This window comes from Streptomyces sp. NPDC028635 (genome assembly GCF_040637635.1).
GTDB lineage: Bacteria > Actinomycetota > Actinomycetes > Streptomycetales > Streptomycetaceae > Streptomyces.
The window spans coordinates 1-23,864 of the sequence record NZ_JBEZWX010000065.1 but is presented as its reverse complement, the minus strand read 5'-3'; the positions used below and the strand labels follow the sequence as shown (position 1 = coordinate 23,864).

Sequence of the window (23,864 nt, the reverse complement as noted above, 5' to 3'; positions counted from 1 at the left end):
TGTGCGGGGCGGCCGGCCGGTGGCCGCCCCCCCCCCACCCCGGCCCCGCCCCAGAAACCGGCCGCAGGCGCGACGCCAGCCCACCACGCACCGCAACGGGCCGCCGCAGGCACAAAAGGGGCGCGGGGAACGGCGCGAGCAACCACCACCCACCCGCAGACGAAGACGAACGACTGCCCTCAAGAACCGCCCCGCGGCCGCCCCCGCCGCGGCATCGGCCCCGCATCCCGCGGCAACCGCCCCGCCTCCGACAACGCCTTCCGCAGCAGGAACTCGATCTGCGCGTTCGCCGACCGCAGCTCGTCCGACGCCCACCGGGCCAGCGCGTCGTGCACGGACGGATCCAGCCGCAGCAGCACCTGCTTGCGCTGCTGCGGCTTCCGCCGGCCAGGAGGACCCGGCGTCTCCGGGGGCTCGGGAGACGTCACTGGTAGAGCGACCCGGTGTTCAGCACGGGCTGCGGTGCCCGGTCCCCGCACAGCACCACCATCAGGTTCGACACCATCGCCGCCTTCCGCTCGTCGTCCAGCTCCACGATGTCCCGCTCGGCGATCCGCGCGAGCGCCGCCTCCACCATGCCGACCGCGCCGTCGACGATCTCCCGCCGCGCCGCGACGACCGCGCCGGCCTGCTGCCGCTGAAGCATCGCGGAGGCGATCTCCGGAGCGTACGCGAGATGCGTGAACCGGGACTCGATGATCTCCACCCCGGCCGCCTCCACGCGCGCGTGCAGCTCCGCGGCCAGCTTCTCCGTGATCTCCTCGGCGTTGCCGCGCAGCGAGAGCCCGCCCTCGTCGTGGGCGTCGTAGGGGTACTCGATGGCGATGTGCCGTACGGCCGCCTCGGTCTGCGTGGCGACGAACTCCAGGTAGTTGTCGACCTCGAACGTCGCCTGCGCGGTGTCGTTCACCTTCCACACCACGACCGCGGCCAGCTCGATCGGGTTGCCGTAGGCGTCGTTGACCTTGAGCACGGCCGTCTCGTGGTTGCGCACCCGCGTGGAGATCTTCTGCCGCGAGGTGAACGGGTTCACCCAGCGCAGCCCGTCCTCGCGGATCGTGCCCCGGTAGCGCCCGAAGAGCTGCACCACCCGCGCCTCGCCCGGCGCGACCGTGTTCAGCCCGCACAGCGAGAAGAAGGAGGCGAGGCCGATCAGGACGCCCAGGGTGATCAGCGCGCCCTTCAGGGCCGCCGCCGTGGCGACGGCCCCGCCCGCTATCGCGCCGACGGAGACGAGCAGCCCCATCAGCCCGAGCAGCAGCGCCCAGCCGCCCCCGATGCTGTGTGCGGCGAACTCCCGCACCCGAGGCGCGGGCATTTCAGGCATATCGGCAGAATCCACAGGCGCGGACATGAGGCCCCCCGTTTCCATAGCTTGCTTTCTTCTATCCAAGTGATATCACTTTTCCCCGCCAAGGCAACCCTCAACCGCCCCCGGACGTCGGTTCCCTGGGCAGGGGTGCTCATTGTCACGTCCGTAAAAGACCGGATCGGACGCCCTTTGTCACAACCAGCGGTGTTAGCTTTCTGAGCTGACCTGAGCCCCCGGCACGAGCGAACGAGCGGAGCGAGGAAGCACCCCATGGGACGAGCGGAAGAGAGACGAGCGCGGCAGCGTGCGGGCCGCCGCGCGGCGCCCAGGCGCCGCCGTTCGTCGGGGACGGGCGGCAAGAGCGGTATACGCCGGCTGTTCACCTGGAAGAAGATCCTCGGCACCGTCCTCGGTCTTCTCCTGCTCGGCATCGGCGCCTTCGTCGTGCTCTACATGATGATCGACATCCCCGAGGGGAACGCCGACGCCAAGAAGCAGAGCAACGTCTACAAGTACAGCGACGGCTCGATCATGACCCGCGACGGCGACGTCAACCGCGAGGTCGTCGACCTCGCGCGCGTCCCGAAGAAGGTGCAGCTCACCTTCGTCGCCGCCGAGAACAAGACCTTCTACAAGGACTCCGGCGTCGACGTGAAGGGCACCGCGCGCGGCATCCTCAACACGCTCTCCGGCAAGGGCGCGCAGGGCGGCTCGACGATCACCCAGCAGTACGTCAAGAACTACTACCTGACCCAGGAACAGACCGTCAGCCGCAAGCTGAAGGAAATGGTCATCTCGCTGAAGCTGGACCGCGAGAAGTCCAAGGACTACATCCTGGCCGGGTACATCAACACCAGCTACTACGGCCGCAACGCCTACGGCATCCAGGCCGCCGCGCAGGCCTACTACGGCGTCGACGCCGACCAGCTCAGCGTCGAACAGGGCGCCTACCTCGCCGCGCTGCTCCAGGCGCCGAGCCAGTACGACTGGTCCGCCGCCACCGACACCGGCAAGAGGCTGGTGAAGCAGCGCTGGAACTACGTGCTGGACAACATGGTCGAGGAGCACTGGCTGGACGCCTCGCAGCGCCGGGCCATGCAGTTCCCGGTCCCCAAGGAGCCCAAGCCCTCGCCCGGACTCAGCGGCCAGAAGGGCTACCTGGTGGCCGCCGCCAACAAGGAGCTGGAGAAGCGGCTCGTCGCCCAGGGCACCGCCGCGAACATGAAGGAGGCCGAGGACCTCGTCGGCCGCGGCGGCTGGACCCTGACGCTCAACATCAACAAGAAGAAGCAGGCGGCCCTGGAGAGCTCCGTCAAGGAGCAGCTCACCAGCAAGCTGAAGCCGAAGACCCGCAAGGTCGACGGCGACGTCCAGGCCGGCGGCGTCTCGGTCGACCCGAAGACGGGCGCGGTCGTGGCGATGTACGGCGGCGTGGACTACTACAAGCACTACACGAACAACGCCACGCGCACCGACTACCAGCCCGCCTCCACCTTCAAGCCGGTCATCCTGGCCGCCGCGATCGACGAGGCCGCGACGACCCAGAAGGGCCAGGCGATCGGCGCCGACACGATCTACGACGGCACCAGCAAGCGCCCCGTCGTGGACCACGGCACCCCCGTCGGGTTCGCCCCGGAGAACGAGGACGACCAGGACTACGGGCCGATCACCGTGCAGAACGCGATGAACCAGTCCGTGAACTCGGTCTTCGCCCAGATGGGTGTCGACGTCGGCATGCCGAAGGTGATGGAGGTCGCCGGCAAGCTCGGCATGGACACCAAGGACCTGCAGGCCGTGCCCGCGCAGACCCTCGGTTCCATGGGCGCGAGCCCGCTGCAGATGGCCGGTGTCTACGCCACCCTCGACAACCACGGCAAGAAGGTCACCCCGGCGCTGCTGAAGAAGGTCGAGTCCAGCGCCCACGACGTGCGGCTGCCCGACCCGATCGGCGACCAGGTCATCAGCCGCAATGCCGCCGACACGGTCACCTCGGTCCTCACCGGCGTGATCGGCGACGGTACGGCCCGCGAGTCGGTGCGGGACAACCCGCTGCGCAACGGGCAGAAGGTGGCGGGCAAGACCGGTACCTCCGACGACAACAAGTCGGCCTGGTTCACCGGCTACACCCCGGACCTGGTCACCTCGGTGGGTCTGTTCGGCGAGTCCGTGGCGCAGAACGGCAAGCACGTCTCCATGCACGGCGCGGCCGGCCTGCCCCGCATCAACGGCGGCAAGTTCCCGGCGCTGATCTGGGCCGACTACACCTTCGGCGTCCAGAAGGAGGTCAGCGAGTTCGACCTGGACACCGACCAGGGCGCCGCGGTCGAGCCGTCGTTCACGCCGACCCCGTCCTCGACGCCCACGACCCAGGAGCCCTCGCAGACGCCGACGACCGAACCGCCGTCGCAGACGCCGACGACGAAGGAGCCGTCGCAGACGCCGACGACGCAGAAGCCGTCCCAGACGCCGACGACCCAGCCGCCGTCCCAGACGCCGTCCGGGACGCCGAGCGGCCAGCCGGAGAACCCGATCTTCGGAGGGTCGGGCACCGGTACCGGCGGCGGCAACACCCGCCCGTGACATGAGAGAAGGGCGCCCGGTCCGCACCGGGCGCCCTTCCTCGTCGTACGGACGCGGTCAGCGGTTCAGCTCGAACCACACCACCTTGCCCGTGCTCAGCCGGGTCGCGCCCCAGCGCCGGGCCATGCGGTTCACCAGGTACAGCCCGCGCCCGCCCTCGTCCGTGGCGCGCGCCTGCCGCAGCCGGGGCAGCTGCGGCACGTCGTCGCCGACCTCGCAGCGCAGCACGTCGGTGCGCAGCAGCCGCAGGGTGACCGGACGGGAGGCGTACCGCACCGCGTTGGTGACGACCTCGCTCACCAGGAGCTGCACCGAGTCGATGTGCTCCTCCAGGCCCCAGCGCTCCAGCTGGCGGCGGGCCAGGCGGCGCGCCTTGCCGGGCGCGGCGTCCTCCGGCTCCAGGAACCAGTACGCCACGTCGCTCGGCGCGATCCCGTCGAAGCGGGCGGCGAGCAGCGCGATGTCGTCGTCCCGGTCGCCGGGACCGAGCATGTCCAGCACCTCGTCGCACAGGGCTTCCAGCGGCGGCGGATGGTCCGGGCCCGTCAGCTGCGCGGTCGCGGCGAGCTTCTCCCGCAGCTGCTCTATGCCGGTCCACACGTCCCGCAGCCGCGACTCCACCAGGCCGTCGGTGTACAGCAGCAGCGTCGCCCCGGCGGGCGCGTCCAGCTCGACGGCCTCGAAGTCGACGCCGCCGACGCCGATCGGGGCGCCCGCGGGCACCCGCAGCACCTCTGCCTCGCCGCCCAGGTGCAGCAGGACGGGCGGCGGGTGGCCGGCGTTGGCGATGGTGATGCGGTGCGAGACCGGGTCGTAGACGGCGTACAGGCAGGTCGCCATGCGGTCGGTGCCCAGGCGCTGTGCCTGTTCGTCGAGGTGGTGCAGCACCTCCTGCGGCGGCAGGTCGAGGCCGGCCAGGGTCTGCGCGGTGGTGCGCAGCTGGCCCATGATGGCCGCGCTGGTCATGGAGTGGCCCATGACGTCGCCGACGACGAGGGCGACCCGGCTGCCGGGCAGCGGGATCGCGTCGTACCAGTCGCCGCCCACCCGCGCGGTCTCCGCGGCCGGCAGGTAGCGGGAGGCCAGCCGGACGCCGGTCGGGCGGGGCAGGGTCTCCGGGAGCATGGTGCGCTGCAGCTCGTCGGCGATGTACGCCTCGCGGCCGTACAGCACCGCCTTGTCGATGCCGAGCGCGCTGTGCGTGGCGAGCTGCGCCGCCACCAGCAGGTCGTCCGTCTCGAACGCGATGCGGTCGGGGCGGCGCAGGAACACCGCCGCGCCGATCACCCGCCGCCGCCCGCGCAGCGGCGCGAGGATCGCCCGCTGGCCGCTGGGGATGACGAGGTCACCGCCGGCGCCGAGGAGTTCGGGCAGCGCGGCGCGCGCGGCGGGTGTGTCGGCGAACACGGGGCGCACCCCGCGCAGCACTTCGGCGAGCGCGCCGCCGGGGCGCACCTCGCACAGCTCGGCCGTCACCGACGCGAGGTCGGCGAGCTCCCACGGCTCCGGTTGCTGGGACTGCGGAAGTGGCGCGAAACCGCCCTCGGTGTCCCGGTCCTCGGGGATCCGGTCGGTACGGCGCAGCCGCAGCACGACGGGGCCCAGGGGCCGTTCGTCACCCACAGGCAGCGGGTCCCGCAGATAGACCAGGATGGCGTCGCTGAAGGTGGGCACGGTGGCCCGGCACAGCCCCATCACGATCTCGTCCAGGTCCAGGCCGCGGGCGATCCGCCGGGTCGCGGCACCGACGAACCGCAGGCGGTCGCCGTCCCGGCGCATCGGCGTGGGCCGGCCCGGCGCGGGGCCCTGTCCGGTGCGCCGCTCCTGGCCGCCGCCCTGAGCGCCCTGTTCACCTGCCGGCTGCAGCGGTATCGCCTCCGGTACCGGGCGCGGCCGCAGCGTGTCCGGCTCGGGGACCGCCGCGGGCTGCGCGTGTTCCGGGCCGGAGCCGGCCGGCCCCGTCCCCCTGGGCGTGGCCGTGCCGGGGGTGTCCCCGGCGCGGGCCTGGGCGCCCCGCAGCGGTAAGGCCCCCGTGCCGGGCGCACGGGCCGGCGTGGAGGTACGCAGGAGCGCCCCGCGGGGATCCGTGGGGTCGACGCCCTGCGGGGGGCGTTCGTAGGTGGGGTGCTCCGTCACGCGTGTCGCATCCATCCGTCCGGGGCTGCGCGCCGGGCACGCAGTTCCGCCCGCCGACATGCCGATACCCGCAATACGTGCCCCAGGAACGGAATTCCGGCGGCGCCCTGGTTCCCCTCGCTCACGTCCTGCCCGCCCCTCGGTGACGTCGGATCAGACTCGGTACGCGCACCCGTGGTTGCTCCTGCGCGCCCTTGCGGAGGACGATCCTACGTTTCCTGCCCGGGGGCGCATCAAGGGTCTCATGAGGACACATGCGCGGGCGTACGATCCCAGTCGTCCGGCAGCCGCGGCACCGGCCACGACGGGTCGGGCCGCCAGTGCTGCCAGCCGTCCGAGAACGGCGGCCCCCAGGCGCGGATCGCCTCGACCGCGTCCCGGCCGGCCGCCCGGACCCGCTCGGCGAGTCCGGTGCTCATCAGCCCGTCCCGCTGGGCCTGCGCGAACTCGTCCTCGTCCCGCCACTGCCAGCCGCCGTCCGGTCCCACCTCGATGTCGAGGAAGTGGTCGGTGGAGTCCACCCCGCCCGCCCAACGCGCCAGCGGATCCTCCAGGTTGACGTAGAAGTTCTTGAACCGCCAGCCCGGCTCCCAGAACAGCCACACCGACCACGGCTCGCCGGGCCGGGCCAGCTTCAGCACCCCGGTGCCGAACCAGCGGTCGCGCTGCACCGTGCGCGGCTTGGTGTACCGGGTCGCGAGCGGCTCGCGGTGCACGGGCGTGCCGTCGGCGAGGACGGGCTTGACGCACTCGGTGCCGGGCGCCATCCAGGCGGCGAGCACCTCCTCGTCGTCGCGGACCACGGTGACGGGCCGCGCGATGTGGAAGCCCTCGCCGCCGTTGACCCGATAGCGCCACAGGACCTGTGTCCCGGGCGCCCAGAAGCCCGCCGCAGCACCGCCGTCCCTGTCCACGCGTCTCATCACATCACCGTCTGCCATGCACAGATATTAGGTGTCATGGCCATCCGACGCTGCGGTTCGCGTCATGCTTCGCCGTCGCGGCCCCGTCTGTTACGGCCGTGTCATCCGCAGGACATCCAGCGCCTCGTCCAGTTGCTCCTCGGTGAGGTCGCCCCGCTCGACGTATCCGTTCTCCAGCACGACCTGCCGGATCGTCTTGCGTTCCGCCAGCGCCTTCTTGGCGACCTTCGCGGCCTCCTCGTACCCGATGTACTTGTTCAGCGGGGTCACCACGGACGGCGAGGACTCGGCGTACTCGCGGGCGCGTTCGCGGTGCGCGACGATCCCGTCCACGGTGCGGTCGGCCAGCAGCCGGGAGACGTTCGCGAGCAGCCGGACGGATTCCAGGACGTTCTTGGCGATGACCGGCAGCATCACGTTGAGCTCGAAGTTGCCGGCGGCGCCCGCGGTGGCGACGGTGGCGTCGTTGCCGATCACCTGCGCGGCGACCATCAGCACGGCCTCGGGGATGACCGGGTTGACCTTCCCCGGCATGATCGAGGAGCCGGGCTGCAGATCGGGCAGGGAGATCTCCGCGAGGCCGGTGCGCGGGCCCGAGGACATCCAGCGCAGATCGTTGGCGATCTTCGTCAGGCCGACCGCGATGGTCCGCAGCTGCCCGCTGGTCTCGACGATGCCGTCCCGCGCGCCCTGCGCCTCGAAGTGGTCGCGCGCCTCGGTCAGCGGCAGCCCGGTGGCGCGGGCGACCTCCTCGATGACGGCGGCGGAGAAGCCGGGCGGGGTGTTGATGCCGGTGCCCACGGCCGTGCCGCCGAGCGGGAGTTCGGCGAGCCGGGGCAGGGAGGCGTTCAGCCGCTCGACGCCGTACCGGATCTGCGCCGCGTATCCGCCGAACTCCTGGCCGAGGGTGACGGGCGTGGCGTCCATCAGGTGGGTGCGGCCGGACTTCACGACGTCCGCGAACTCCTCCGCCTTGCGGCTCAGCGCGGCGGCGAGGTGGTCGAGGGCCGGGATGAGGTCCCGGGTGACGGCCGCGGTGGCCGCGATGTGGATCGAGGACGGGAAGACGTCGTTGGACGACTGGGAGGCGTTCACATGGTCGTTGGGGTGCACGTCCCGGCCGAGCCGCTCGGTCGCGAGGGTGGCGATGACCTCGTTGGTGTTCATGTTCGACGAGGTCCCGGAGCCGGTCTGGAAGACGTCCACCGGGAAGTGGTCGTCCCACTGCCCGTCGGCGACCTCGCGGGCCGCCTCCTGGATGGCCTCCGCGATGTCCTTGTCCAGCACGCCGAGTGAGGCGTTCACCTTGGCCGCGGCGCCCTTGATCCGGGCCAGCGCCTCGATGTGGGCGCGCTCGATGCGCTGCCCGGAGATGGGGAAGTTCTCCACGGCCCGCTGCGTCTGCGCCCGCCACCTGGCGTGTGCGGGGACGCGCACCTCGCCCATGGAGTCGTGCTCGATGCGGTAGTCGGTGCCGTTGCTTCCGGTCGTCGTCATCGTCGTACCTCCACGAAGATCAGCAAGGGTCCGGGGACACCTATTCCCCGCTCGGGTACGGCGTTCCCGCCCCGGCGGCGCCCAGCCGTCCGCCGGCCGGGGCGCGCGGGCGGGCGACGGGGGGCCTCGGCGGTCGGCTCCCCGGCGCGGGCCGAGCGCGGCGAGGAGAGGCGAGGCGGGGCGGACGGGCCGGGGCCGGTGGGCACCTGGTCACGGTAGGTCGGCCGTTCGCCGGTCGCACGCCGGCGGGCGGCCGTGGCGCGGACGATCACGCGCCGGTGTGCCCTCGCGCACGCGGAACGGCCCCCGCCCGTCGCCGGGTGGGGGCCGCTGCCTGTCCGTGTCAGGGGTGCGTCACGCGAGGCCCGGGCCACGCACCGGGATCGACGTGAACGTCGGCTGCGGGGCCGGGTCCTGGAAGAAGTCGTTGCCCTTGTCGTCCACGACGATGAACGCCGGGAAGTCCTCGACCTCGATCTTCCAGACCGCCTCCATGCCCAGCTCCTCGTACTCCAGGACCTCGACCTTCTTGATGCAGTCCTGGGCGAGGCGCGCCGCCGGGCCGCCGATGGAACCGAGGTAGAAGCCGCCGTGCGCGTGGCACGCGGCGGTGACCTGCTGAGAGCGGTTGCCCTTGGCCAGCATCACCTTGGAGCCGCCCGCCGCCTGGAACTGCTCCACGTAGGAGTCCATGCGCCCGGCGGTCGTCGGGCCGAAGGAACCGGAGGCATAGCCCTCGGGGGTCTTCGCCGGGCCCGCGTAGTACACGGGGTGGTCCTTCAGGTACTGCGGCATCTCCTCGCCCGCGTCCAGCCGCTCCTTGATCTTGGCGTGCGCGATGTCACGGGCCACGACCAGGGGACCGGTCAGCGACAGGCGGGTCTTCACCGGGTACTTGGTCAGCTCGGCGAGGACCGTGTCCATCGGCTGGTTGAGGTCGATCTTGACGACGTCGCCGGCCTCGTCCAGGTGCTCGTCGGTCGTCTCCGGCAGGAAGCGCGCCGGGTCGGTCTCCAGCTGCTCCAGGAACACGCCCTCGGCGGTGATCTTCGCGACGGCCTGGCGGTCGGCGGAGCAGGACACGGCGATGGCGACCGGGCAGGACGCGCCGTGCCGGGGCAGACGGACCACGCGCACGTCGTGGCAGAAGTACTTGCCGCCGAACTGCGCGCCGATGCCGATCTTCTGCGTCAGCTCGAAGACCTTCTCCTCCAGCTCCTTGTCGCGGAAGCCGTGGCCGAGCTCGGAGCCCTCCGCGGGGATCTCGTCCAGGTAGTGCGCGGAGGCGTACTTGGCGGTCTTCAGCGCGTACTCGGCGCTGGTGCCGCCGACGACGATGGCCAGGTGGTACGGCGGGCAGGCGGCCGTACCGAGCGAACGGATCTTCTCCTCCAGGAACTTCATCATGGAGGCCTCGTTCAGGACGGCCTTCGTCTCCTGGTACAGGAAGGACTTGTTGGCGCTGCCGCCGCCCTTGGCCATGAACAGGAACTTGTAGGCGCCGCCGTCGGTGGCGTACAGCTCGATCTGGGCGGGCAGGTTGGAGCCGGTGTTCTTCTCCTCCCACATGGTGAGCGGAGCCATCTGCGAGTAGCGCAGGTTGAGCTTGGTGTAGGCGTCGTAGATGCCGCGGCTCAGCGCCTCCTCGTCGCGGCCCTGCGTGAGCACGTTCTGCCCGCGCTTGCCCATGACGATGGCGGTGCCGGTGTCCTGGCACATCGGCAGCACGCCCGCGGCCGCGATGTTCGCGTTCTTCAGCAGGTCCAGCGCGACGAACTTGTCGTTGCCCGACGCCTCGGGGTCGTCGATGATGCGGCGCAGCTGGGCGAGGTGAGCCGGGCGCAGGTAGTGCTGGATGTCGTGGATGGCCTCTTCGGCCAGCTTGCGCAGCGCCTCCGGCTCCACCTTCAGGAACGTCCGCCCGTCCGGTCCCTCGACCGTCGAGACGCCCTCGGAGGTCACCAGCCGGTAGGGGGTGGTGTCCTCGCCCTGGGGGAGCAGATCGGTGTACGCGAACTCAGGCATCTCAGCCCATTCCTCACTCTACGGACGGCGGCCCGCCGACGCTGGCGGGCCCCACCAGCGTAGAACCTGCCGCCGGCGCCGGGCCTGTGAGGTCAGGCTCACTTGGCCGCCGCGCGGGACTATCGCGATCTATCGTGTTTCGCTATGCTGCCGCTTGTGGACCTTCAGAAGCAGGTGGACCCCCATGCGCAGACCGCCACGCCGGTCGGCGAGCTGCGCGCCTCCGACGCCGACCGCGACCGCATCGCCGACATCCTGCGCGAGGCCCTCGCCGAGGGCCGGCTGACCGCCGACGAGCACTCCGAGCGTGTCGAGGGTGTGCTCGCGGCCAAGACCGTCGGCGAACTGGAGGTCTTCGTCCGCGACCTGCCCGCGGGCCGGCGCACGACCGCCCAGGCGCACGCCGCCGCCCCGCAGCGGCCGGCCCCGGGCGCGGTCCCGGTCGACCCCGACGAGAACCTGGTCGCCGTCTTCAGCAGCTCCGTCCGCCGGGGCCGCCGGCGCGCGGGCCGCCGTATCCACGCGTACGCGATCTTCGGCAGCGTCGAGATCGACCTGAGCGAGGCCCTGTTCGAGTACCAGCAGGTCGTGATCAAGGCGATCTCGGTCTTCGGCAGCGTCGAGGTGCGCGTCCCGGAGAACGTCTCGCTGCGCGGCACCGGCGGCGGCGTGCTCGGCAACTTCGAGGTGGACACCCTCGACTCCACCGATGCCGACGCCCCGGTCGTCTATGTCGACGGCTGGGCCGTGCTCGGCAGCATCGAGGCGCGGCCCAAGCGCGGCAAGCTCGTCGCGGACATCCTCGACAAGGTGCAGCGCAAGGTCGACCGGGGTCTGCGCCGGCATCTGGATCGCTGACGGACGGCAAACCCCGGCCGTCCCGGACCGCGCGGTCGGGAACTCAGTGCATAGGCGCGCGTACAGCGGGTAGGGCTTGCTGCATCGTCTCTCGCTCGCGAAGCCGTCGTCAGGAGTAGACCGTGCTGCAACCGCCGCATTCGTCTCTGCAGGTAGCTGCTGTTCCGGCCCAGCGGGGGCCGGCGCGAGACAGGGAACAAGACGCCCCCTGGCACACCGAGGCGGTGTGCCGGCGCGACGAGGCCGGCCTGTTCTTCGCCCCGTCCAAGGAACCCACCGCGGCCCGGCTCTCCCGCGAGGAGGCCGCCAAGCGGGTCTGCGCCCGCTGCCCGGTCATGGTGGAGTGCCGCGAGCACGCCCTGCTCCAGCCCGAGCCGTACGGCGTGTGGGGCGGCCTCACGGCAGCCGAGCGCCGCGTGGTCCTGGCCCGGCGCCGCCGCCGCGACATGGAACTGAAGAAGACGGCGACGACGGGCCGCATAGCTGCGGCGGGCTGAGCCCCACGGACACGCCGAGAGGCGCCCCCTCCGCACAGGGGGCGCCTCTCGGGTGCCGGGGCGCGAGAACGCGCGGGGTGCTACTTCGCCCGGTCGAAGTCGATCGCGCTGTACGCCCGCAGCTTCCGCAGCCGGTGCTCGGAGTCGATCTTCCGCACGGTCCCCGACTTCGACCGCATCACGATCGACTCGGTCAGCGCGGTGTCCGACCGGTACCGCACACCGCGCAGCAGCTCACCGTCGGTGATGCCGGTCGCGACGAAGAACACGTTCTCCCCGGACACCAGGTCGTCGGTGGTCAGGACCCGGTCCAGGTCGTGCCCGGCGTCGATCGCCCGCTGCCGCTCCTCGTCGTCCTTGGGCCACAGCTTGCCCTGGATCGTGCCGCCCAGGCACTTCACGGCGCAGGCCGAGATGATGCCCTCCGGCGTGCCGCCGATGCCGAGCAGCAGGTCGACGCCGGTGCCCTCGCGCAGCGCGTAGACGGAACCCGCCACATCGCCGTCGGAGATCAGCTTGATGCGGGCGCCCGCCTCCCGGACCTCCTTGATCAGGCCCTGGTGGCGCGGCCGGTCGAGGATGACGACGGTGACGTCCTCCGGGGTGGCCCGCTTGGCCTTGGCGATCCGGCGGATGTTGACCGCGACCGGCGCGTCGATGTCGACGAAGTCGGCGGCCTCCGGGCCGGTGACCAGCTTGTCCATGTAGAACACGGCGGACGGGTCGAACATGGCGCCGCGCTCGGCGGCGGCCAGCACCGCGATGGCGTTGGGCATGCCCTTCGCGGTCAGCGTGGTGCCGTCGATCGGGTCGACGGCGATGTCGACCTCGGGCCCGGTGCCGTCACCGACGCGCTCGCCGTTGAAGAGCATCGGCGCCTCGTCCTTCTCCCCCTCGCCGATGACGACGACGCCGTTCATCGACACGGTGGAGACGAGGGTGCGCATGGCGCGCACGGCGGCACCGTCGGCGCCGTTCTTGTCACCGCGTCCGACCCAGCGGCCGGCGGCCATGGCCGCGGCTTCGGTCACCCGGACGAGTTCCAGGGCGAGGTTGCGGTCGGGGGCCTCGGACGGGACGTCCAGCTCGGACGGCAAGTGATGATGCTCGGTCATCGGAGCGCACCTTTCTGATACGACGACGGCCGGATGAGGGTGTTCGACCCCGACTCTATCGTCAGTCCGACAAAATGAGCAGGGGACCCCACGGATGAGCGGACCGGGCACCTGCGACGATAGGGGGCGTGGCAGGTTCGAACGGCAAGCAGAAGACGGCCCGGGACATGATCCTCTCCCTGGCCGTGATCGGGATCGCGGCGTTGGCCGTCTACTTCTTCGCCATCCCGCACGACGATCACGCTCCCGAGCTCAAACGGGTCGACTACGGCGTCGAGCTCACCACGGCGCGCCGCGCGGCCTCGTATCCGGTGGCCGCGCCGGAGGGCCTGCCGGACACCTGGAAGGCGACCTCGGTCCGCTTCCGGGGCGACCAGTCCGACGCCTGGCACCTGGGCTTCAACGCCCCCGACGGCCAGTACGTGGCCATCGAGCAGTCCACGCAGAAGCGCTCGGCGTTCATCGCCGAGGCCAGCCAGGGCGCGAAGGCGACGGACGTCACCGAGCAGATCGCCGGGCGCACCTGGATCCGCTACACCGGCGGCCGCTACGACGCGCTGGTGCTGCGCGACACCCCCGGCGGCTCGACCACGGTGGTCGCGGGCACCGGTTCCTTCGCGCAGCTGACCGAGATGGTGAAGGCCCTGAAGCTGGCCTGAGCGGCCGTTCTCCCGTGGCATGCGAAGAGGCCCCCGGCGGTGCTGGGGGCCTCTTGCCGTACCGGAGAACGACGGCGTCAGACGGTGGTGACGACCTCGTCGTACGCCAGGCGCGGGGCGCGCGGGTAGGAGGCGTTCTCGCCCGGGTTGCCGATGTTGACGATCATCAGCGGGGTGTGGTCGTCGTCCAGGAACTCCTTGCGCACGCCCTCGGCGTCGAAGCCGGTCATCGGGCCGGCGGCCAGGCCGGCGGCGCGCACGCCGACGATGAAGTACGCGGCCTGGAGGGCGGCGTTGAGCAGCGCGGAGTTCTCGCGGACCGGGCGCTCGGCGAAGAAGACGTCCTTGGCCTGCGGGAACGCCGGGAAGAGGGCCGGCAGCTCCTCGTGGAACTCGTTGTCAGCGGCGAGGATCGCGACCAGCGGGGCGGAGGCGGTCTTGGGCTGGTTGCCCTCGGCCATGTGCTGCACCAGGCGCTCGCGGGCCTCGGGGGAGCGGACCAGGGTGATGCGCAGCGGGGTCTGGTTGAAGGCGGTCGGGCCGTACTTGACCAGGTCGTAGATCGCCTGCACCTGCTCGTCGGACACCGGCTCGTCGGTGAAGGCGTTCGCGGTGCGGGCCTCGCGGAAGAGCAGGTCCTGGGCGGCGGGGTCAAGAACGAGAGACATGCGTGAACTTTCTCTGGTGTGCGTCCGGCCCGGTACGCCGGACCGTCTGACGTCGTCGACGGTACGCCAGAGAAGGTTCAAGTTTCAACAACAGGTAGCGTGAGGGCGTTCACACCGAGCCGGCACGCGGCGAGCGCGGCCGGGACGCGCGGTCGGGCACCTCCCCGTCGGCCCATCCGCCGCGGCTACTCCTCGGCGTCCGCCTCCTCCTCCGCCAGCGCCGCGTCCAGCCGCGCCCGGGCGCCCTCCAGCCAGCGCCGGCACACCTTCGCCAGCTCCTCCCCGCGCTCCCACAGGGCGAGGGACTCCTCCAGCGTCGTACCGCCGGCCTCCAGCCGCCGTACGACGTCGATCAGTTCGTCCCGCGCCTGCTCGTACCCGAGCGCCTCATCCACCTTGCTGGTCATCCACCCAACCTAAACGTCGACTCGGACAGTGAACTCACCCTCGGCCACCCGCGCCCGCAGCGGCTCCTCGGCCGCCACCTCGCCGGGATCGCGGACCACATGCCCGTCGGCCTTCTGCAGCACCGCGTACCCGCGCTTCAGCGTCGCCGCCGGGGACAGCGCCACCACGCGCGCGTGCGTGTGCGTCAGCTCGGAGTCCGCGCGGTCCAGCAGATGCCCGAGGCACCGCCGCGACCGCTCCACCAGGGACTCCACCTGGTCGGTCCGCTCGTCCAGCATCCGGTGCGGATCCTGTATCACCGGCCGGGCCAGCGCGTGCGCGAGCCCGCGCTCCTCCCGCTCGACGAACGCCTCCACACACCGCCGGGCCCGCCCCCGCAGCATCCGCACCCGCTCCAGCTCCTCGCCGACGTCCGGCACGACCTTCTTCGCGGCGTCCGTCGGGGTGGAGGCCCGCAGGTCGGCGACATGGTCCAGCAGCGGGTTGTCCGGCTCGTGCCCGATCGCCGACACCACCGGCGTCCGGCACGCCGCCACCGCACGCACCAGCTGCTCGTCGGAGAACGGCAGCAGATCCTCCACACTGCCCCCGCCCCGCGCGACGACGATCACGTCGACCTCGTCGAGCGCGTCCAGCTCCTTCACGGCCTGCACCACCTGCGGCACCGCGTGCACACCCTGCACGGCGACATTGCGGACCTCGAAGCGGACGTGCGGCCAGCGGTGCCGGGCGTTCTCCAGCACGTCCCGCTCGGCGGCCGACGCACGGCCGCACACCAGCCCGATCAACTGCGGCAGGAACGGCAGCGGCTTCTTGCGCTCCGGCGCGAACAGCCCCTCGGCCGCCAGCGTCTTCTTCAGCTGCTCCAGCCGCGCCAGCAGCTCCCCGACGCCGACCGGCCGTATCTCGGCGGCCCGCAGCGACAGCTGTCCCCGCGGCGCGTACCACTCCGGCTTGGCCAGGACCACGACCCGGGCACCCTCGCCGACGACGTCCGCGACGGTGTCGAACACCTGCCGGTAGCAGGTCACGCTGACCGAGATGTCGTACGACGGGTCGCGCAGCGTCAGGAACACGACGCCGGCGCCCGGGCGGCGCGACAGCTGCGTGATCTGCCCCTCGACCCACACCGCGCCGAGGCGGTCGATCCAGCCCCCGATCAGCCGGGACACCTCACCGACGGGGATCGGGGTTTCGGGGGACGTGGAGACAGCCATGCGGTCGAGAGTAACGGTCGGTACCGACAGCGGGGCCGAACCGGCAGGGCACCGCCCGGCTACAGCGCGGCCCCGGTCCTGCCGCGCTGCCCCACCAGCACCAGCAGGCCGATCACCAGCCACACCGCGCCCACCACCTGGGCCGTACCCGACGCCTCCACGATCACCGCGACCGTGATCGCCGCGCCCAGGACCGGCACCAGCACATGCCGCCACCAGCTCAGCTCGCCCCGCCGCCGCCCGAAGTACCCCACCACGCTCGCGTGCAGCAGCGTGAACGCGGTCAGCGCCCCGATGTCGACCACCGACACCAGCTTGTCCAGCCCGTCGTCGCGCCGCGCCGCCCACCCCGCCGCGGCCAGCGTGATCACCGCCGCGCACAGCAGCGCCACCCGCGGCACCCCGCCGTCCGTGCGGGCCAGCGCCTTCGGCAGCCGCCGCTCCCGGCCCATCGCGAACAGCAGCCGCCCGGCCGCCGCCTGCCCGGCCAGCGCCGCGAACGCCGCCCCGATCGCCTTGCTCACGGCGACCAGGTCGTGCAGCCAGCCGCCGACGGAGGAGTCCACCGCGTCGTAGAACGCGGAGCCCTGCGCGGCCGGATCGGCGGCCAGCTGCGCGGACGTCGTCGGCTCCAGCAGGGCCACCAGATAGGTCTGCGCAACGAAGAGCACACCGGCCAGCGCCAGGCAGAACAGCAGCGCCCGCGCCACCTTCGCCGACCCGCCCGTGGTCTCCTCCGCGAACGTGGCGATCGCGTCGAAGCCCAGGTACGACAGCACCGCCACCGACACCGCCCCGACGACCGCCGACAGCGCGAAGGCGCCCTGCGAGCCGTCCCCGGACAGCGGCGACAGCAGGTCCCGCTGGGCGCCGTCCCGCGCGAGGACCACGATCGCCGCCACCATGAACACCAGCAGCACGACGATCTCCATCGCCAGCACGAGGAAACCCACCAGCGCCGCCGTGCGCACCCCCCACAGGTTCAGCAGTGTCGTGACGACCACCGCGAGCGCCGTCCACACCCAGCGGGACACCTCGGGGACCAGGGCGTTCATCGCGATCCCGGAGAACAGATAGGCCACCGCCGGGATCAGCACGTAGTCCAGCATCGCCATCCAGCCGGCGACGAACCCGGCGCCCTCGCCGAGCCCCACGCGCGCGTACGCGAACACCGACCCCGCCAGCGGGACGACCCGCACCATCTGCGCGTAGGAGAAGGCTGTGAACGCCATGGCGACCGTCGCCACCACGTACACCAGCGCCACCGCGCCGTGCGACTTGGCGTCCAGCGTGCCGAACACGCCCACGGGCGCCATGGGGGCGATGAAGAGCAGCCCGTAGACCACCAGGTCGCGAAAGCCCAGGCTGCGACGCAGCCGGTCGGGCGCGCCGGCCGGGGAGGCCGTCGTCTCCGTGTCGGACATGGAACCAGTTTTCCCCCGCCGCCCGGGGCGACGCGATCTCTGTGCCGCCGAACGCACCCTTACGATGGGACGCATGACTGCTTCGCCTGGCCGCCGTGTCCTGCTCGCCGCCCCCCGGGGCTACTGCGCGGGCGTGGACCGCGCCGTGATCGCCGTCGAGAAGGCCCTGGAGCAGTACGGGGCCCCGGTCTACGTCCGGCACGAGATCGTCCACAACAAGTACGTCGTGCAGACCCTGGAGAAGAAGGGCGCCGTCTTCGTCGAGCGCACCGAGGAGGTGCCGCCGGGCAACATCGTGATGTTCTCGGCGCACGGCGTGGCCCCGACCGTCCACGAGGAGGCCCGCCAGGGCCGGCTCGCCACCATCGACGCCACCTGCCCGCTGGTCACCAAGGTCCACAAGGAAGCCGTCCGGTTCGCGAACGAGGACTACGACATCCTGCTGATCGGCCACGAGGGCCACGAGGAGGTCATCGGCACCTCCGGCGAGGCCCCCGACCACATCCAGCTCGTCGACGGCCCCGGTGACGTCGACAAGGTCGAGGTCCGCGACCCCTCGAAGGTCGTCTGGCTGTCCCAGACCACGCTCTCCGTGGACGAGACCATGGAGACCGTCGACGCGCTGAAGACGAAGTTCCCCGGCCTGGTCTCCCCGCCCAGCGACGACATCTGCTACGCCACGCAGAACCGCCAGCAGGCCGTGAAGCAGATGGGTGCCGAGTCCGACCTCGTCATCGTCGTCGGCTCCCGCAACTCCTCCAACTCCAAGCGTCTGGTCGAGGTCGCCAAGCTCGCCGGCGCCCGCGCCGCCTACCTGGTGGACTTCGCCGACGAGATCGACGAGGCCTGGCTGGACGGCGTGAGCACGGTCGGCGTCACCTCCGGCGCGTCCGTGCCCGAGGTGCTGGTCGAGCAGGTGCTCGCCTGGCTGGCCGAGCGCGGCTTCGAGGACGTGGAGATCGTCAAGGCGGCCGAGGAGTCCATCACCTTCTCGCTGCCCAAGGAACTGCGCCGCGACCTGCGCGAGGAGGCGGCCGCCCTGGTCGCCGAGCGCGGCGGAAGCGGTACGGCCGAGGCGTGACGGTACGACCGCCCGGTACGCGGCCTTCCGGTCCGTCCCGGGCGTGACCGTCAGTGGTCCGTCGTAACGTGGAGCCATGCAGATCTTCGGCGTGGACATCGGCGGATCCGGGATCAAGGGCGCCCCTGTCGACCTGGACAGGGGCGACCTCGCGCAGGAGCGCTTCAAGGTCCTGACCCCGCACCCGGCGACACCGGACGGCGTGGCCGACGGCGTGAGAGAGGTCGTCGGCCACTTCGGCTGGAGCGGCCCGGTCGGCCTCACCTTCCCGGGCGTGGTCACGGGCGGAGCCCTGGTGCGTACCGCGGCCAACGTCGACCCGGGATGGATCGACACCGACGCGCGCGCCCTGTTCGAGCAACGGCTGGGCGGGCTGCCCGTGACGGTGGTCAACGACGCGGACGCGGCGGGCATCGCCGAGATGCGGTTCGGCGCCGGCAAGGACCGCCGGGGCACCGTGGTCGTGCTCACCTTCGGCACCGGCATCGGCAGCGCGGTCTTCACCGACGGCGCCCTGGTGGCCAACACCGAGCTGGGCCATCTGGAGCTGAACGGCCACGACGCGGAGAAGCGCGCCTCCAGCAAGGCCAAGGACGATCACGACCTGTCGTGGGAGCAGTGGGCCCACCGCGTGCAGAAGTACCTGGCGCACGTGGAGATGCTGTTCTCGCCGGAGCTGTTCATCATCGGCGGCGGCGTCAGCCGCAAGTCCCACAAGTTCCTGCACCTGATCGAGGGCATCAGAGCCGACGTCGTCCCCGCCCAGCTGCAGAACAACGCGGGCATCGTGGGCGCGGCGATGCGCGCGGCGGCCCGCAGCTAGGAGGCGGGACCCGCCGTGACACCCGGCCGGCCGCGCCCCGCCGGCTAGCCGCGCCCCGCGATCCGGCGGCGGGCCAGGCCGAGGCGGCGGGTGAGGGCGATGACGCCGGCGGTCAAGGTGCCGGCATACAGCCAGCCGGCCTCGGTGGCCAGCGCCGTCACCAGGTTCATCAGCCGGCCGCCGAGCCCGTCGCCGCCGTCGACCAGGGGCACGAGACCCGCGGCGAACGCGATCGGCACCACGACGGGGGCGGTCAACAGATCGCCGTTGCGCACCCACACCGCGGTGAGCACGCACACCGGCAGGAAGAGCACGGCGTACGCGGTCGGCGTGGCGGACGAGGCCCCGAACAGCACCCGCAGCGCCAGACCGAGCACGATCATCACGGCCGAGCAGAACAGCCCGCTGCCGAGCCCGGTGAGCCGCGGGTTGGGCAGCCGCCGCCCCGGCCGGGCGAGCGGCGGAGCGGGCCTGCGCACGCTGACCGCGCGGCGCTGAGCGGCGCCGGGGCCGGCGTCGGCCCGACGCGCGCCGCCCGGAACCGGCCGGCCCGGGCGTGCGCCGTCCTGGCCGGGCCTGCCGCGCCGCGCCTGCGGTGGCAGCGCGGACGGCGCCGGCGACGGCGTGCGGCGGCGCGGTGCGGACTGGGCGTGGCGCGTCCTGTGCTGCTCCATTGGACCAACTTAGGTCGCCTCGCGCGCCCGCTCACACCTCGGACACGCCGTTCGGCGGAGCCCGGCCAGCCGTTCGAGACGACCTCGGGCCCCGGTGCGCTCACCCCGTAGACTGGTGGATCGGCCCCTCCCGGGACCCGCCGCCCTCCACCCTCACGTAACGGGAAGTCGCAACGTGTCGCTCACGATCGGAATCGTCGGTCTGCCCAATGTCGGCAAGTCGACCCTGTTCAACGCCCTGACCAAGAACGACGTGCTGGCGGCCAACTACCCGTTCGCCACGATCGAGCCGAACGTCGGCGTGGTCGGTGTGCCCGACCCCCGCCTGGCGAAACTGGCCGAGATCTTCTCCTCCGAGCGGATCCTGCCCGCCACCGTCGACTTCGTCGACATCGCCGGCATCGTGCGCGGCGCGTCCGAGGGTGAGGGCCTGGGCAACAAGTTCCTCGCGAACATCCGGGAGTCCGACGCGATCTGCCAGGTCATCCGCGCCTTCAAGGACGAGAACGTCGTCCACGTCGACGGCAAGGTCTCGCCGAAGGACGACATCGAGACGATCAACACCGAGCTGATCCTCGCCGACCTGCAGACCATCGAGAAGGTCCTGCCCCGCCTCCAGAAGGAGTCGCGGATCAAGAAGGACATCGCGCCCAAGGTCAAGGCCGTCGAGGAGGCCAAGGAGATCCTGGAGAAGGGCGACACGCTGTTCTCCCAGGGCATCGTCCAGGGCACCGAGCGCGCGGAGCTCCTCCACGACCTGCACCTGCTGACGACGAAGCCCTTCCTCTACGTCTTCAACGTCGACGAGGACGAGCTGGTGGACGAGGACTTCAAGAACGAGCAGCGCGCCCTGGTCGCCCCCGCCGAGGCGATCTTCCTCAACGCCAAGCTCGAGGCGGACCTCGCCGAGCTGGACGAGGAGGAGGCGCTGGAGCTGCTGGAGTCCGTCGGCCAGCACGAGCCCGGCCTCGCCACGCTCGCCCGCGTCGGCTTCAACACGCTCGGCCTCCAGACCTACCTGACGGCCGGCCCCAAGGAGTCCCGCGCCTGGACGATCAAGAAGGGCGCGACCGCCCCCGAGGCCGCCGGCGTCATCCACACCGACTTCCAGAAGGGCTTCATCAAGGCCGAGGTCATCTCCTTCGACGACCTGGTCGCGACCGGCTCGGTCGCCGAGGCCCGCGCCAAGGGCAAGGCCCGCATGGAGGGCAAGGACTACGTGATGCAGGACGGGGACGTGGTGGAGTTCCGCTTCAACGTCTGACCGGACGCAATGACACCACATCGCTGACGAGGCACACCCGCAGTCGAGAAGGGGCTGACCCCACCGGGGGACAGCCCCTTCGTCGATTCCGCCTACGCGCTCCTCGGCGGGGTGAGCTTGTCGAGGTTTAGGCTGATCTCGAAGGGCACGGGCCGCTTCAGGCTGCCCCGGAAGATGCCGGCGGGCGCGTAGACGCCGGTCGGTTCGTCGCGTTCGTAGACGTGGACGACGGGGGCGCCGTCCTCGTCCTCGATGCACCAGTAATGCGGGATGCCGGCCTCGGCGTACTTGCGGAGCTTGACCGTACGGTCCCGGTGCGCGGACTCGGGCGAGACGACCTCGACGACGAGTCGCACCTCATCGGGCGTGAACCAGGTGCGGTCGCCGTCGTAGGTGGCCGTCGTCAAGAGCAGATCGGGTTCGGGCCGGTTCCGCTCGTCGAGCCTTATGGTCATCTCGCGGCCGACTCTGACGTCGCCGGGCGCCTGCTCCATGAGGGCGACGGTGAGCATGGTGACGAGGTGGCCGTGCCACCATCGCTGGGGCGCCAGCATGAAGACGAGGACTCCGTCGATCAGCTCGGTGTGGCGGGGTGCCTCGGGGAGGCGGTCCAGGTCCTCCGCGAACCAGCCTTCCTCGCGCGGCGGGCGCATCCAGTCGGGCAGTGCGGTCATGACTGAACCGTAGCGACTTGGCGAGGACCGTGCCACGAGATCGTCAACGGGCCGCGGTGTCCCCCGCCCGCGCCGCCTCCCGGGCCGCCCGGGCGTACGCGCGCACCAGTGGCCGGTCCGCGTCCGCTCGCCGCCACGCCAGGACGTACCGGCTGGGGGACAGGCCCCGTACCGGGCGGGTGGTCACGCCGCCCAGGGTGATCAGAGGGGCGTTGCCCGCCGCGACCAGGCAGATGCCGAGGCCGGCGACCAGTGCCTCGTAGGTCTCCTCCGTGCCGGCGATCTCCGCGCCGACGCGGGGCGGGCGGCCGGCGCGTTCGGGCAGGGCGAGCCAGTGGTCGCGCAGGACGCCGGCGCTCGGCGGCAGGGCGAGGAACGGCTCGTCCGCCAGTTCCGCGAAGTCGATCTCGGGGCGTCCCGCGAGCGGATGGGTGTCCGGGAGGGCGACCAGACGGGGTTCCTCCGCGAGCACCGTCCAGTCGTAGCGGCGCTCGGCGGGCAGCGGCAGCCAGACGAAGGCCACGTCCGCCGTGCCGTCCGCGAGACCGGCCGTCGGGTCCTCCCAGCCGATCTGCCGCAGCCGCAGCGTGACCTGCGGGTGGGCCGCGGTGAAGCGGGAGCGGATCGCCGGGAGCAGACCCCCGCGGCCCGGACTGGTGCTCATGCCCACGGCCAGCGTGCTGCGCTGCGCGGCCCTGGCCGCCTCCAGCGCCGCCGAACCCCGCTCCCACGCGGCCAGCACCTCGCGGGCATGCGGGAGCAGGGACTCGCCCGCCGGGGTCAGGGACACCTGGTGGTGGTCGCGCCGGAGGAGCCGCACACCCACCTGCCGCTCCAGCGCCCGGATCTGCTTGCTCAGCGCGGGCTGCGACACGTACAGCCGCTCGGCGGCACGCGTGAAGTGCAGTTCCTCCGCGACGGCGAGGAAGTAGCGCAGCTCCCGCACATGAACGTCCATGGTCATGCCCATCGGTTATCACCAGAGGTCTTGGACGTACAACTCCCCGCACCGGCAGGCTGGTTCCCGTCAGAACGACAACGGCGACCACGAGGTGGGGTCATGAACAAGGTGTGGCTGGTGACCGGGGCGAGCAGCGGGTTCGGCCGGGCGATCACCGAGGCGGCGGTCGCGGCCGGCGATGTGGTGGTGGGCGCCGTGCGGCGGCCCGAGGTGCTGGACGACCTGGTCGCCGCGCACCCCGACCAGGTGGAGGCGCTGCGCCTGGACGTCACCGACACCGCGGCCGCCGGGGCGGCCGTACAGGACGTCATCGCCCGGCACGGGCGGATCGACGTCCTGGTGAACAACGCGGGCCGCACCCACGTCGGCGCCTTCGAGGAGACCGGCGAGGACGAGCTGCGCGCACTGTTCGAGGTGCACGTCTTCGGGCCGGCGGCCCTCACCCGCGCGGTGCTGCCGCACATGCGCGAGCGGCGCTCGGGCGCGATCGTGCAGATGAGCAGCATGGGCGGGCAGATGTCGTTCGCCGGCTTCTCGGCGTACAGCGGTACGAAGTTCGCGCTGGAGGGCCTGTCGGAGGGGCTCGCCGACGAGGTACGGGACTTCGGCATCAAGGTGCTGATCGTCGAACCGGGCGCCTTCCGCACCGCGCTGTTCGCCCAGGACCGCGCCGGCGTCAGCGCCGACAGCGGTCTCTACCCGAAGGTGAGTGCCACGCGCGGGCTGGTCGAGGGCGGCGACGGCACCCAGCCGGGCGACCCGGCCAAGGCGGCCGCGGTCATCCTGGAGGCGCTGAACGCCGAGGAGACCCCGCTGCGCCTGCCGCTCGGCGACGACGGCGTCGAGGCGGTCCTCGCCCACCTCGACCAGGTCCGCACCGACATCGCCGCCTGGGAGAAGCGCTCCCGGGCGACGGCGTTCGAGGCGTAGAACCGGGCGGGCAGGCACGACGGCCGGCACCCGCGTACGGCGGGAAGGGGCCGGGGTGGGGGGTGTCCGCCCGCAGCGGCCGGCACCGGGCAACGGTGCGCGTCGGGGACGGGCGGCCGGACCGAGGACGGACACCCC

22 protein-coding genes are annotated in these 23,864 nt (G+C 71.8%); 8 read left to right on the top strand and 14 right to left on the bottom strand.

Translation table 11 applies throughout. The features are described 5' to 3' along the window. Window positions 1-179 precede the first annotated feature (179 nt). Both AB0E88_RS34665 and AB0E88_RS34660 read right to left on the bottom strand, forming a co-directional pair. Window positions 180-428: a hypothetical protein gene (locus AB0E88_RS34665; RefSeq protein ID WP_361638878.1), complete on the bottom strand. Its 249-nt coding sequence runs from the start codon at window positions 426-428 to the stop codon at window positions 180-182. After that, window positions 425-1,354: an SPFH domain-containing protein gene (locus tag AB0E88_RS34660; RefSeq protein WP_361638876.1), complete on the bottom strand. Its 930-nt coding sequence runs from the start codon at window positions 1,352-1,354 to the stop codon at window positions 425-427. The genes AB0E88_RS34665 and AB0E88_RS34660 overlap by 4 nt, the downstream gene beginning before the upstream one ends. Window positions 1,355-1,582: 228 nt before the next feature. Here AB0E88_RS34660 and AB0E88_RS34655 point away from each other — a divergent pair, with 228 nt between their 5' ends. After that, window positions 1,583-3,892, top strand: coding sequence for a transglycosylase domain-containing protein (locus tag AB0E88_RS34655; RefSeq protein WP_361638874.1), 2,310 nt, complete (start codon window positions 1,583-1,585; stop codon window positions 3,890-3,892). Window positions 3,893-3,949: 57 nt separating this feature from the next. Here the strand turns inward: AB0E88_RS34655 and AB0E88_RS34650 are convergent, their stop codons facing one another. The 4 genes from AB0E88_RS34650 to AB0E88_RS34635 all read right to left on the bottom strand — a co-directional run bounded on the left by AB0E88_RS34650 (window position 3,950) and on the right by AB0E88_RS34635 (window position 10,473). Beyond that, entirely contained in the window at window positions 3,950-6,028 is a 2,079-nt protein-coding gene (locus AB0E88_RS34650) for a SpoIIE family protein phosphatase (protein WP_361638872.1), read from the bottom strand. Between the two features lie 242 nt (window positions 6,029-6,270). Further along, the gene (locus AB0E88_RS34645; RefSeq protein ID WP_361638870.1) at window positions 6,271-6,969 is read right to left on the bottom strand and encodes a DUF402 domain-containing protein; all 699 of its coding nucleotides are present in this window, start codon (window positions 6,967-6,969) and stop codon (window positions 6,271-6,273) included. Window positions 6,970-7,041: 72 nt separating this feature from the next. Further along, on the bottom strand, window positions 7,042-8,448 hold the full coding sequence (locus AB0E88_RS34640; protein ID WP_361638868.1) for a class II fumarate hydratase: 1,407 nt from the start codon (window positions 8,446-8,448) through the stop codon (window positions 7,042-7,044). Window positions 8,449-8,802: 354 nt separating this feature from the next. Beyond that, window positions 8,803-10,473, bottom strand: coding sequence for a fumarate hydratase (locus AB0E88_RS34635; protein ID WP_361638866.1), 1,671 nt, complete (start codon window positions 10,471-10,473; stop codon window positions 8,803-8,805). Window positions 10,474-10,629: 156 nt separating this feature from the next. Here AB0E88_RS34635 and AB0E88_RS34630 point away from each other — a divergent pair, with 156 nt between their 5' ends. Then, window positions 10,630-11,331 carry a DUF1707 domain-containing protein gene (locus AB0E88_RS34630; protein WP_361638864.1) on the top strand — a complete coding sequence of 234 codons (702 nt, stop codon included), beginning with the start codon at window positions 10,630-10,632 and terminating at the stop codon, window positions 11,329-11,331. Window positions 11,332-11,453: 122 nt separating this feature from the next. Then, window positions 11,454-11,828, top strand: coding sequence for a WhiB family transcriptional regulator (locus AB0E88_RS34625; protein ID WP_361638862.1), 375 nt, complete (start codon window positions 11,454-11,456; stop codon window positions 11,826-11,828). A gap of 80 nt (window positions 11,829-11,908) precedes the next feature. Here AB0E88_RS34625 and glpX read toward each other — a convergent pair whose 3' ends face one another. Continuing rightward, window positions 11,909-12,943, bottom strand: coding sequence for a class II fructose-bisphosphatase (glpX, locus tag AB0E88_RS34620; RefSeq protein WP_361638860.1), 1,035 nt, complete (start codon window positions 12,941-12,943; stop codon window positions 11,909-11,911). Between the two features lie 128 nt (window positions 12,944-13,071). Here glpX and AB0E88_RS34615 point away from each other — a divergent pair, with 128 nt between their 5' ends. Then, a complete protein-coding gene (locus AB0E88_RS34615; RefSeq protein ID WP_361638858.1) occupies window positions 13,072-13,602 on the top strand; it encodes a DUF4245 domain-containing protein in 531 nt (176 codons plus the stop codon). 77 nt (window positions 13,603-13,679) lie between these two features. Here the strand turns inward: AB0E88_RS34615 and AB0E88_RS34610 are convergent, their stop codons facing one another. From AB0E88_RS34610 to AB0E88_RS34595, 4 genes are all read right to left on the bottom strand, one after another. Further along, complete coding sequence (locus tag AB0E88_RS34610) at window positions 13,680-14,270, bottom strand: malonic semialdehyde reductase (protein WP_361638856.1); 591 nt, start codon at window positions 14,268-14,270, stop codon at window positions 13,680-13,682. A 185-nt stretch (window positions 14,271-14,455) separates the two neighbouring features. Next, window positions 14,456-14,677 carry an exodeoxyribonuclease VII small subunit gene (locus AB0E88_RS34605; protein WP_361638854.1) on the bottom strand — a complete coding sequence of 74 codons (222 nt, stop codon included), beginning with the start codon at window positions 14,675-14,677 and terminating at the stop codon, window positions 14,456-14,458. 9 nt (window positions 14,678-14,686) lie between these two features. Further along, entirely contained in the window at window positions 14,687-15,895 is a 1,209-nt protein-coding gene (gene xseA, locus AB0E88_RS34600; protein ID WP_361638852.1) for an exodeoxyribonuclease VII large subunit, read from the bottom strand. A 59-nt stretch (window positions 15,896-15,954) separates the two neighbouring features. Continuing rightward, window positions 15,955-17,319, bottom strand: coding sequence for an APC family permease (locus tag AB0E88_RS34595; protein ID WP_361638850.1), 1,365 nt, complete (start codon window positions 17,317-17,319; stop codon window positions 15,955-15,957). Window positions 17,320-17,383: 64 nt separating this feature from the next. Between AB0E88_RS34595 and AB0E88_RS34590 the strand changes: the two genes are divergently transcribed. Together AB0E88_RS34590 and ppgK are read left to right on the top strand one after the other, a co-directional pair. Further along, the gene (locus AB0E88_RS34590; protein ID WP_361638848.1) at window positions 17,384-18,400 is read left to right on the top strand and encodes a 4-hydroxy-3-methylbut-2-enyl diphosphate reductase; all 1,017 of its coding nucleotides are present in this window, start codon (window positions 17,384-17,386) and stop codon (window positions 18,398-18,400) included. Between the two features lie 76 nt (window positions 18,401-18,476). After that, window positions 18,477-19,223, top strand: coding sequence for a polyphosphate--glucose phosphotransferase (gene ppgK / locus AB0E88_RS34585; RefSeq protein ID WP_361638846.1), 747 nt, complete (start codon window positions 18,477-18,479; stop codon window positions 19,221-19,223). A gap of 44 nt (window positions 19,224-19,267) precedes the next feature. On the opposite strand, the gene AB0E88_RS34580 is transcribed toward ppgK, so the two are convergent. Next, window positions 19,268-19,897, bottom strand: a complete 630-nt coding sequence (locus tag AB0E88_RS34580; protein WP_361638844.1) for a DUF6542 domain-containing protein — start codon at window positions 19,895-19,897, stop codon at window positions 19,268-19,270. A 175-nt stretch (window positions 19,898-20,072) separates the two neighbouring features. On the opposite strand from AB0E88_RS34580, the gene ychF reads away from it, so the two are divergent. After that, the gene (gene ychF / locus AB0E88_RS34575) at window positions 20,073-21,161 is read left to right on the top strand and encodes a redox-regulated ATPase YchF (protein WP_361638842.1); all 1,089 of its coding nucleotides are present in this window, start codon (window positions 20,073-20,075) and stop codon (window positions 21,159-21,161) included. A gap of 92 nt (window positions 21,162-21,253) precedes the next feature. Here the strand turns inward: ychF and AB0E88_RS34570 are convergent, their stop codons facing one another. Both AB0E88_RS34570 and AB0E88_RS34565 read right to left on the bottom strand, forming a co-directional pair. Further along, window positions 21,254-21,835, bottom strand: a complete 582-nt coding sequence (locus AB0E88_RS34570; protein WP_361638840.1) for a Uma2 family endonuclease — start codon at window positions 21,833-21,835, stop codon at window positions 21,254-21,256. A gap of 43 nt (window positions 21,836-21,878) precedes the next feature. Further along, window positions 21,879-22,805: a LysR family transcriptional regulator gene (locus AB0E88_RS34565; protein WP_361638838.1), complete on the bottom strand. Its 927-nt coding sequence runs from the start codon at window positions 22,803-22,805 to the stop codon at window positions 21,879-21,881. Window positions 22,806-22,895: 90 nt separating this feature from the next. Between AB0E88_RS34565 and AB0E88_RS34560 the strand changes: the two genes are divergently transcribed. Continuing rightward, the gene (locus tag AB0E88_RS34560; protein WP_361638836.1) at window positions 22,896-23,726 is read left to right on the top strand and encodes an oxidoreductase; all 831 of its coding nucleotides are present in this window, start codon (window positions 22,896-22,898) and stop codon (window positions 23,724-23,726) included. Window positions 23,727-23,864 lie beyond the last annotated feature (138 nt).

Coding starts and splice junctions, on each gene's coding strand:
- AB0E88_RS34660 (WP_361638876.1), bottom strand. CDS start 1,354: ATGTCCGCGCCTGTGGATTCTGCCGATATGCCTGAAATGCCCGCGCCT.
- AB0E88_RS34655 (WP_361638874.1), top strand. CDS start 1,583: ATGGGACGAGCGGAAGAGAGACGAGCGCGGCAGCGTGCGGGCCGCCGC.
- AB0E88_RS34645 (WP_361638870.1), bottom strand. CDS start 6,969: ATGGCAGACGGTGATGTGATGAGACGCGTGGACAGGGACGGCGGTGCT.
- AB0E88_RS34640 (WP_361638868.1), bottom strand. CDS start 8,448: ATGACGACGACCGGAAGCAACGGCACCGACTACCGCATCGAGCACGAC.
- AB0E88_RS34635 (WP_361638866.1), bottom strand. CDS start 10,473: ATGCCTGAGTTCGCGTACACCGATCTGCTCCCCCAGGGCGAGGACACC.
- glpX (WP_361638860.1), bottom strand. CDS start 12,943: ATGACCGAGCATCATCACTTGCCGTCCGAGCTGGACGTCCCGTCCGAG.
- AB0E88_RS34610 (WP_361638856.1), bottom strand. CDS start 14,270: ATGTCTCTCGTTCTTGACCCCGCCGCCCAGGACCTGCTCTTCCGCGAG.
- AB0E88_RS34605 (WP_361638854.1), bottom strand. CDS start 14,677: ATGACCAGCAAGGTGGATGAGGCGCTCGGGTACGAGCAGGCGCGGGAC.
- xseA (WP_361638852.1), bottom strand. CDS start 15,895: ATGGCTGTCTCCACGTCCCCCGAAACCCCGATCCCCGTCGGTGAGGTG.
- AB0E88_RS34595 (WP_361638850.1), bottom strand. CDS start 17,319: ATGTCCGACACGGAGACGACGGCCTCCCCGGCCGGCGCGCCCGACCGG.
- AB0E88_RS34590 (WP_361638848.1), top strand. CDS start 17,384: ATGGGACGCATGACTGCTTCGCCTGGCCGCCGTGTCCTGCTCGCCGCC.
- ppgK (WP_361638846.1), top strand. CDS start 18,477: ATGCAGATCTTCGGCGTGGACATCGGCGGATCCGGGATCAAGGGCGCC.
- AB0E88_RS34580 (WP_361638844.1), bottom strand. CDS start 19,897: ATGGAGCAGCACAGGACGCGCCACGCCCAGTCCGCACCGCGCCGCCGC.
- AB0E88_RS34570 (WP_361638840.1), bottom strand. CDS start 21,835: ATGACCGCACTGCCCGACTGGATGCGCCCGCCGCGCGAGGAAGGCTGG.
- AB0E88_RS34565 (WP_361638838.1), bottom strand. CDS start 22,805: ATGGGCATGACCATGGACGTTCATGTGCGGGAGCTGCGCTACTTCCTC.
- AB0E88_RS34560 (WP_361638836.1), top strand. CDS start 22,896: ATGAACAAGGTGTGGCTGGTGACCGGGGCGAGCAGCGGGTTCGGCCGG.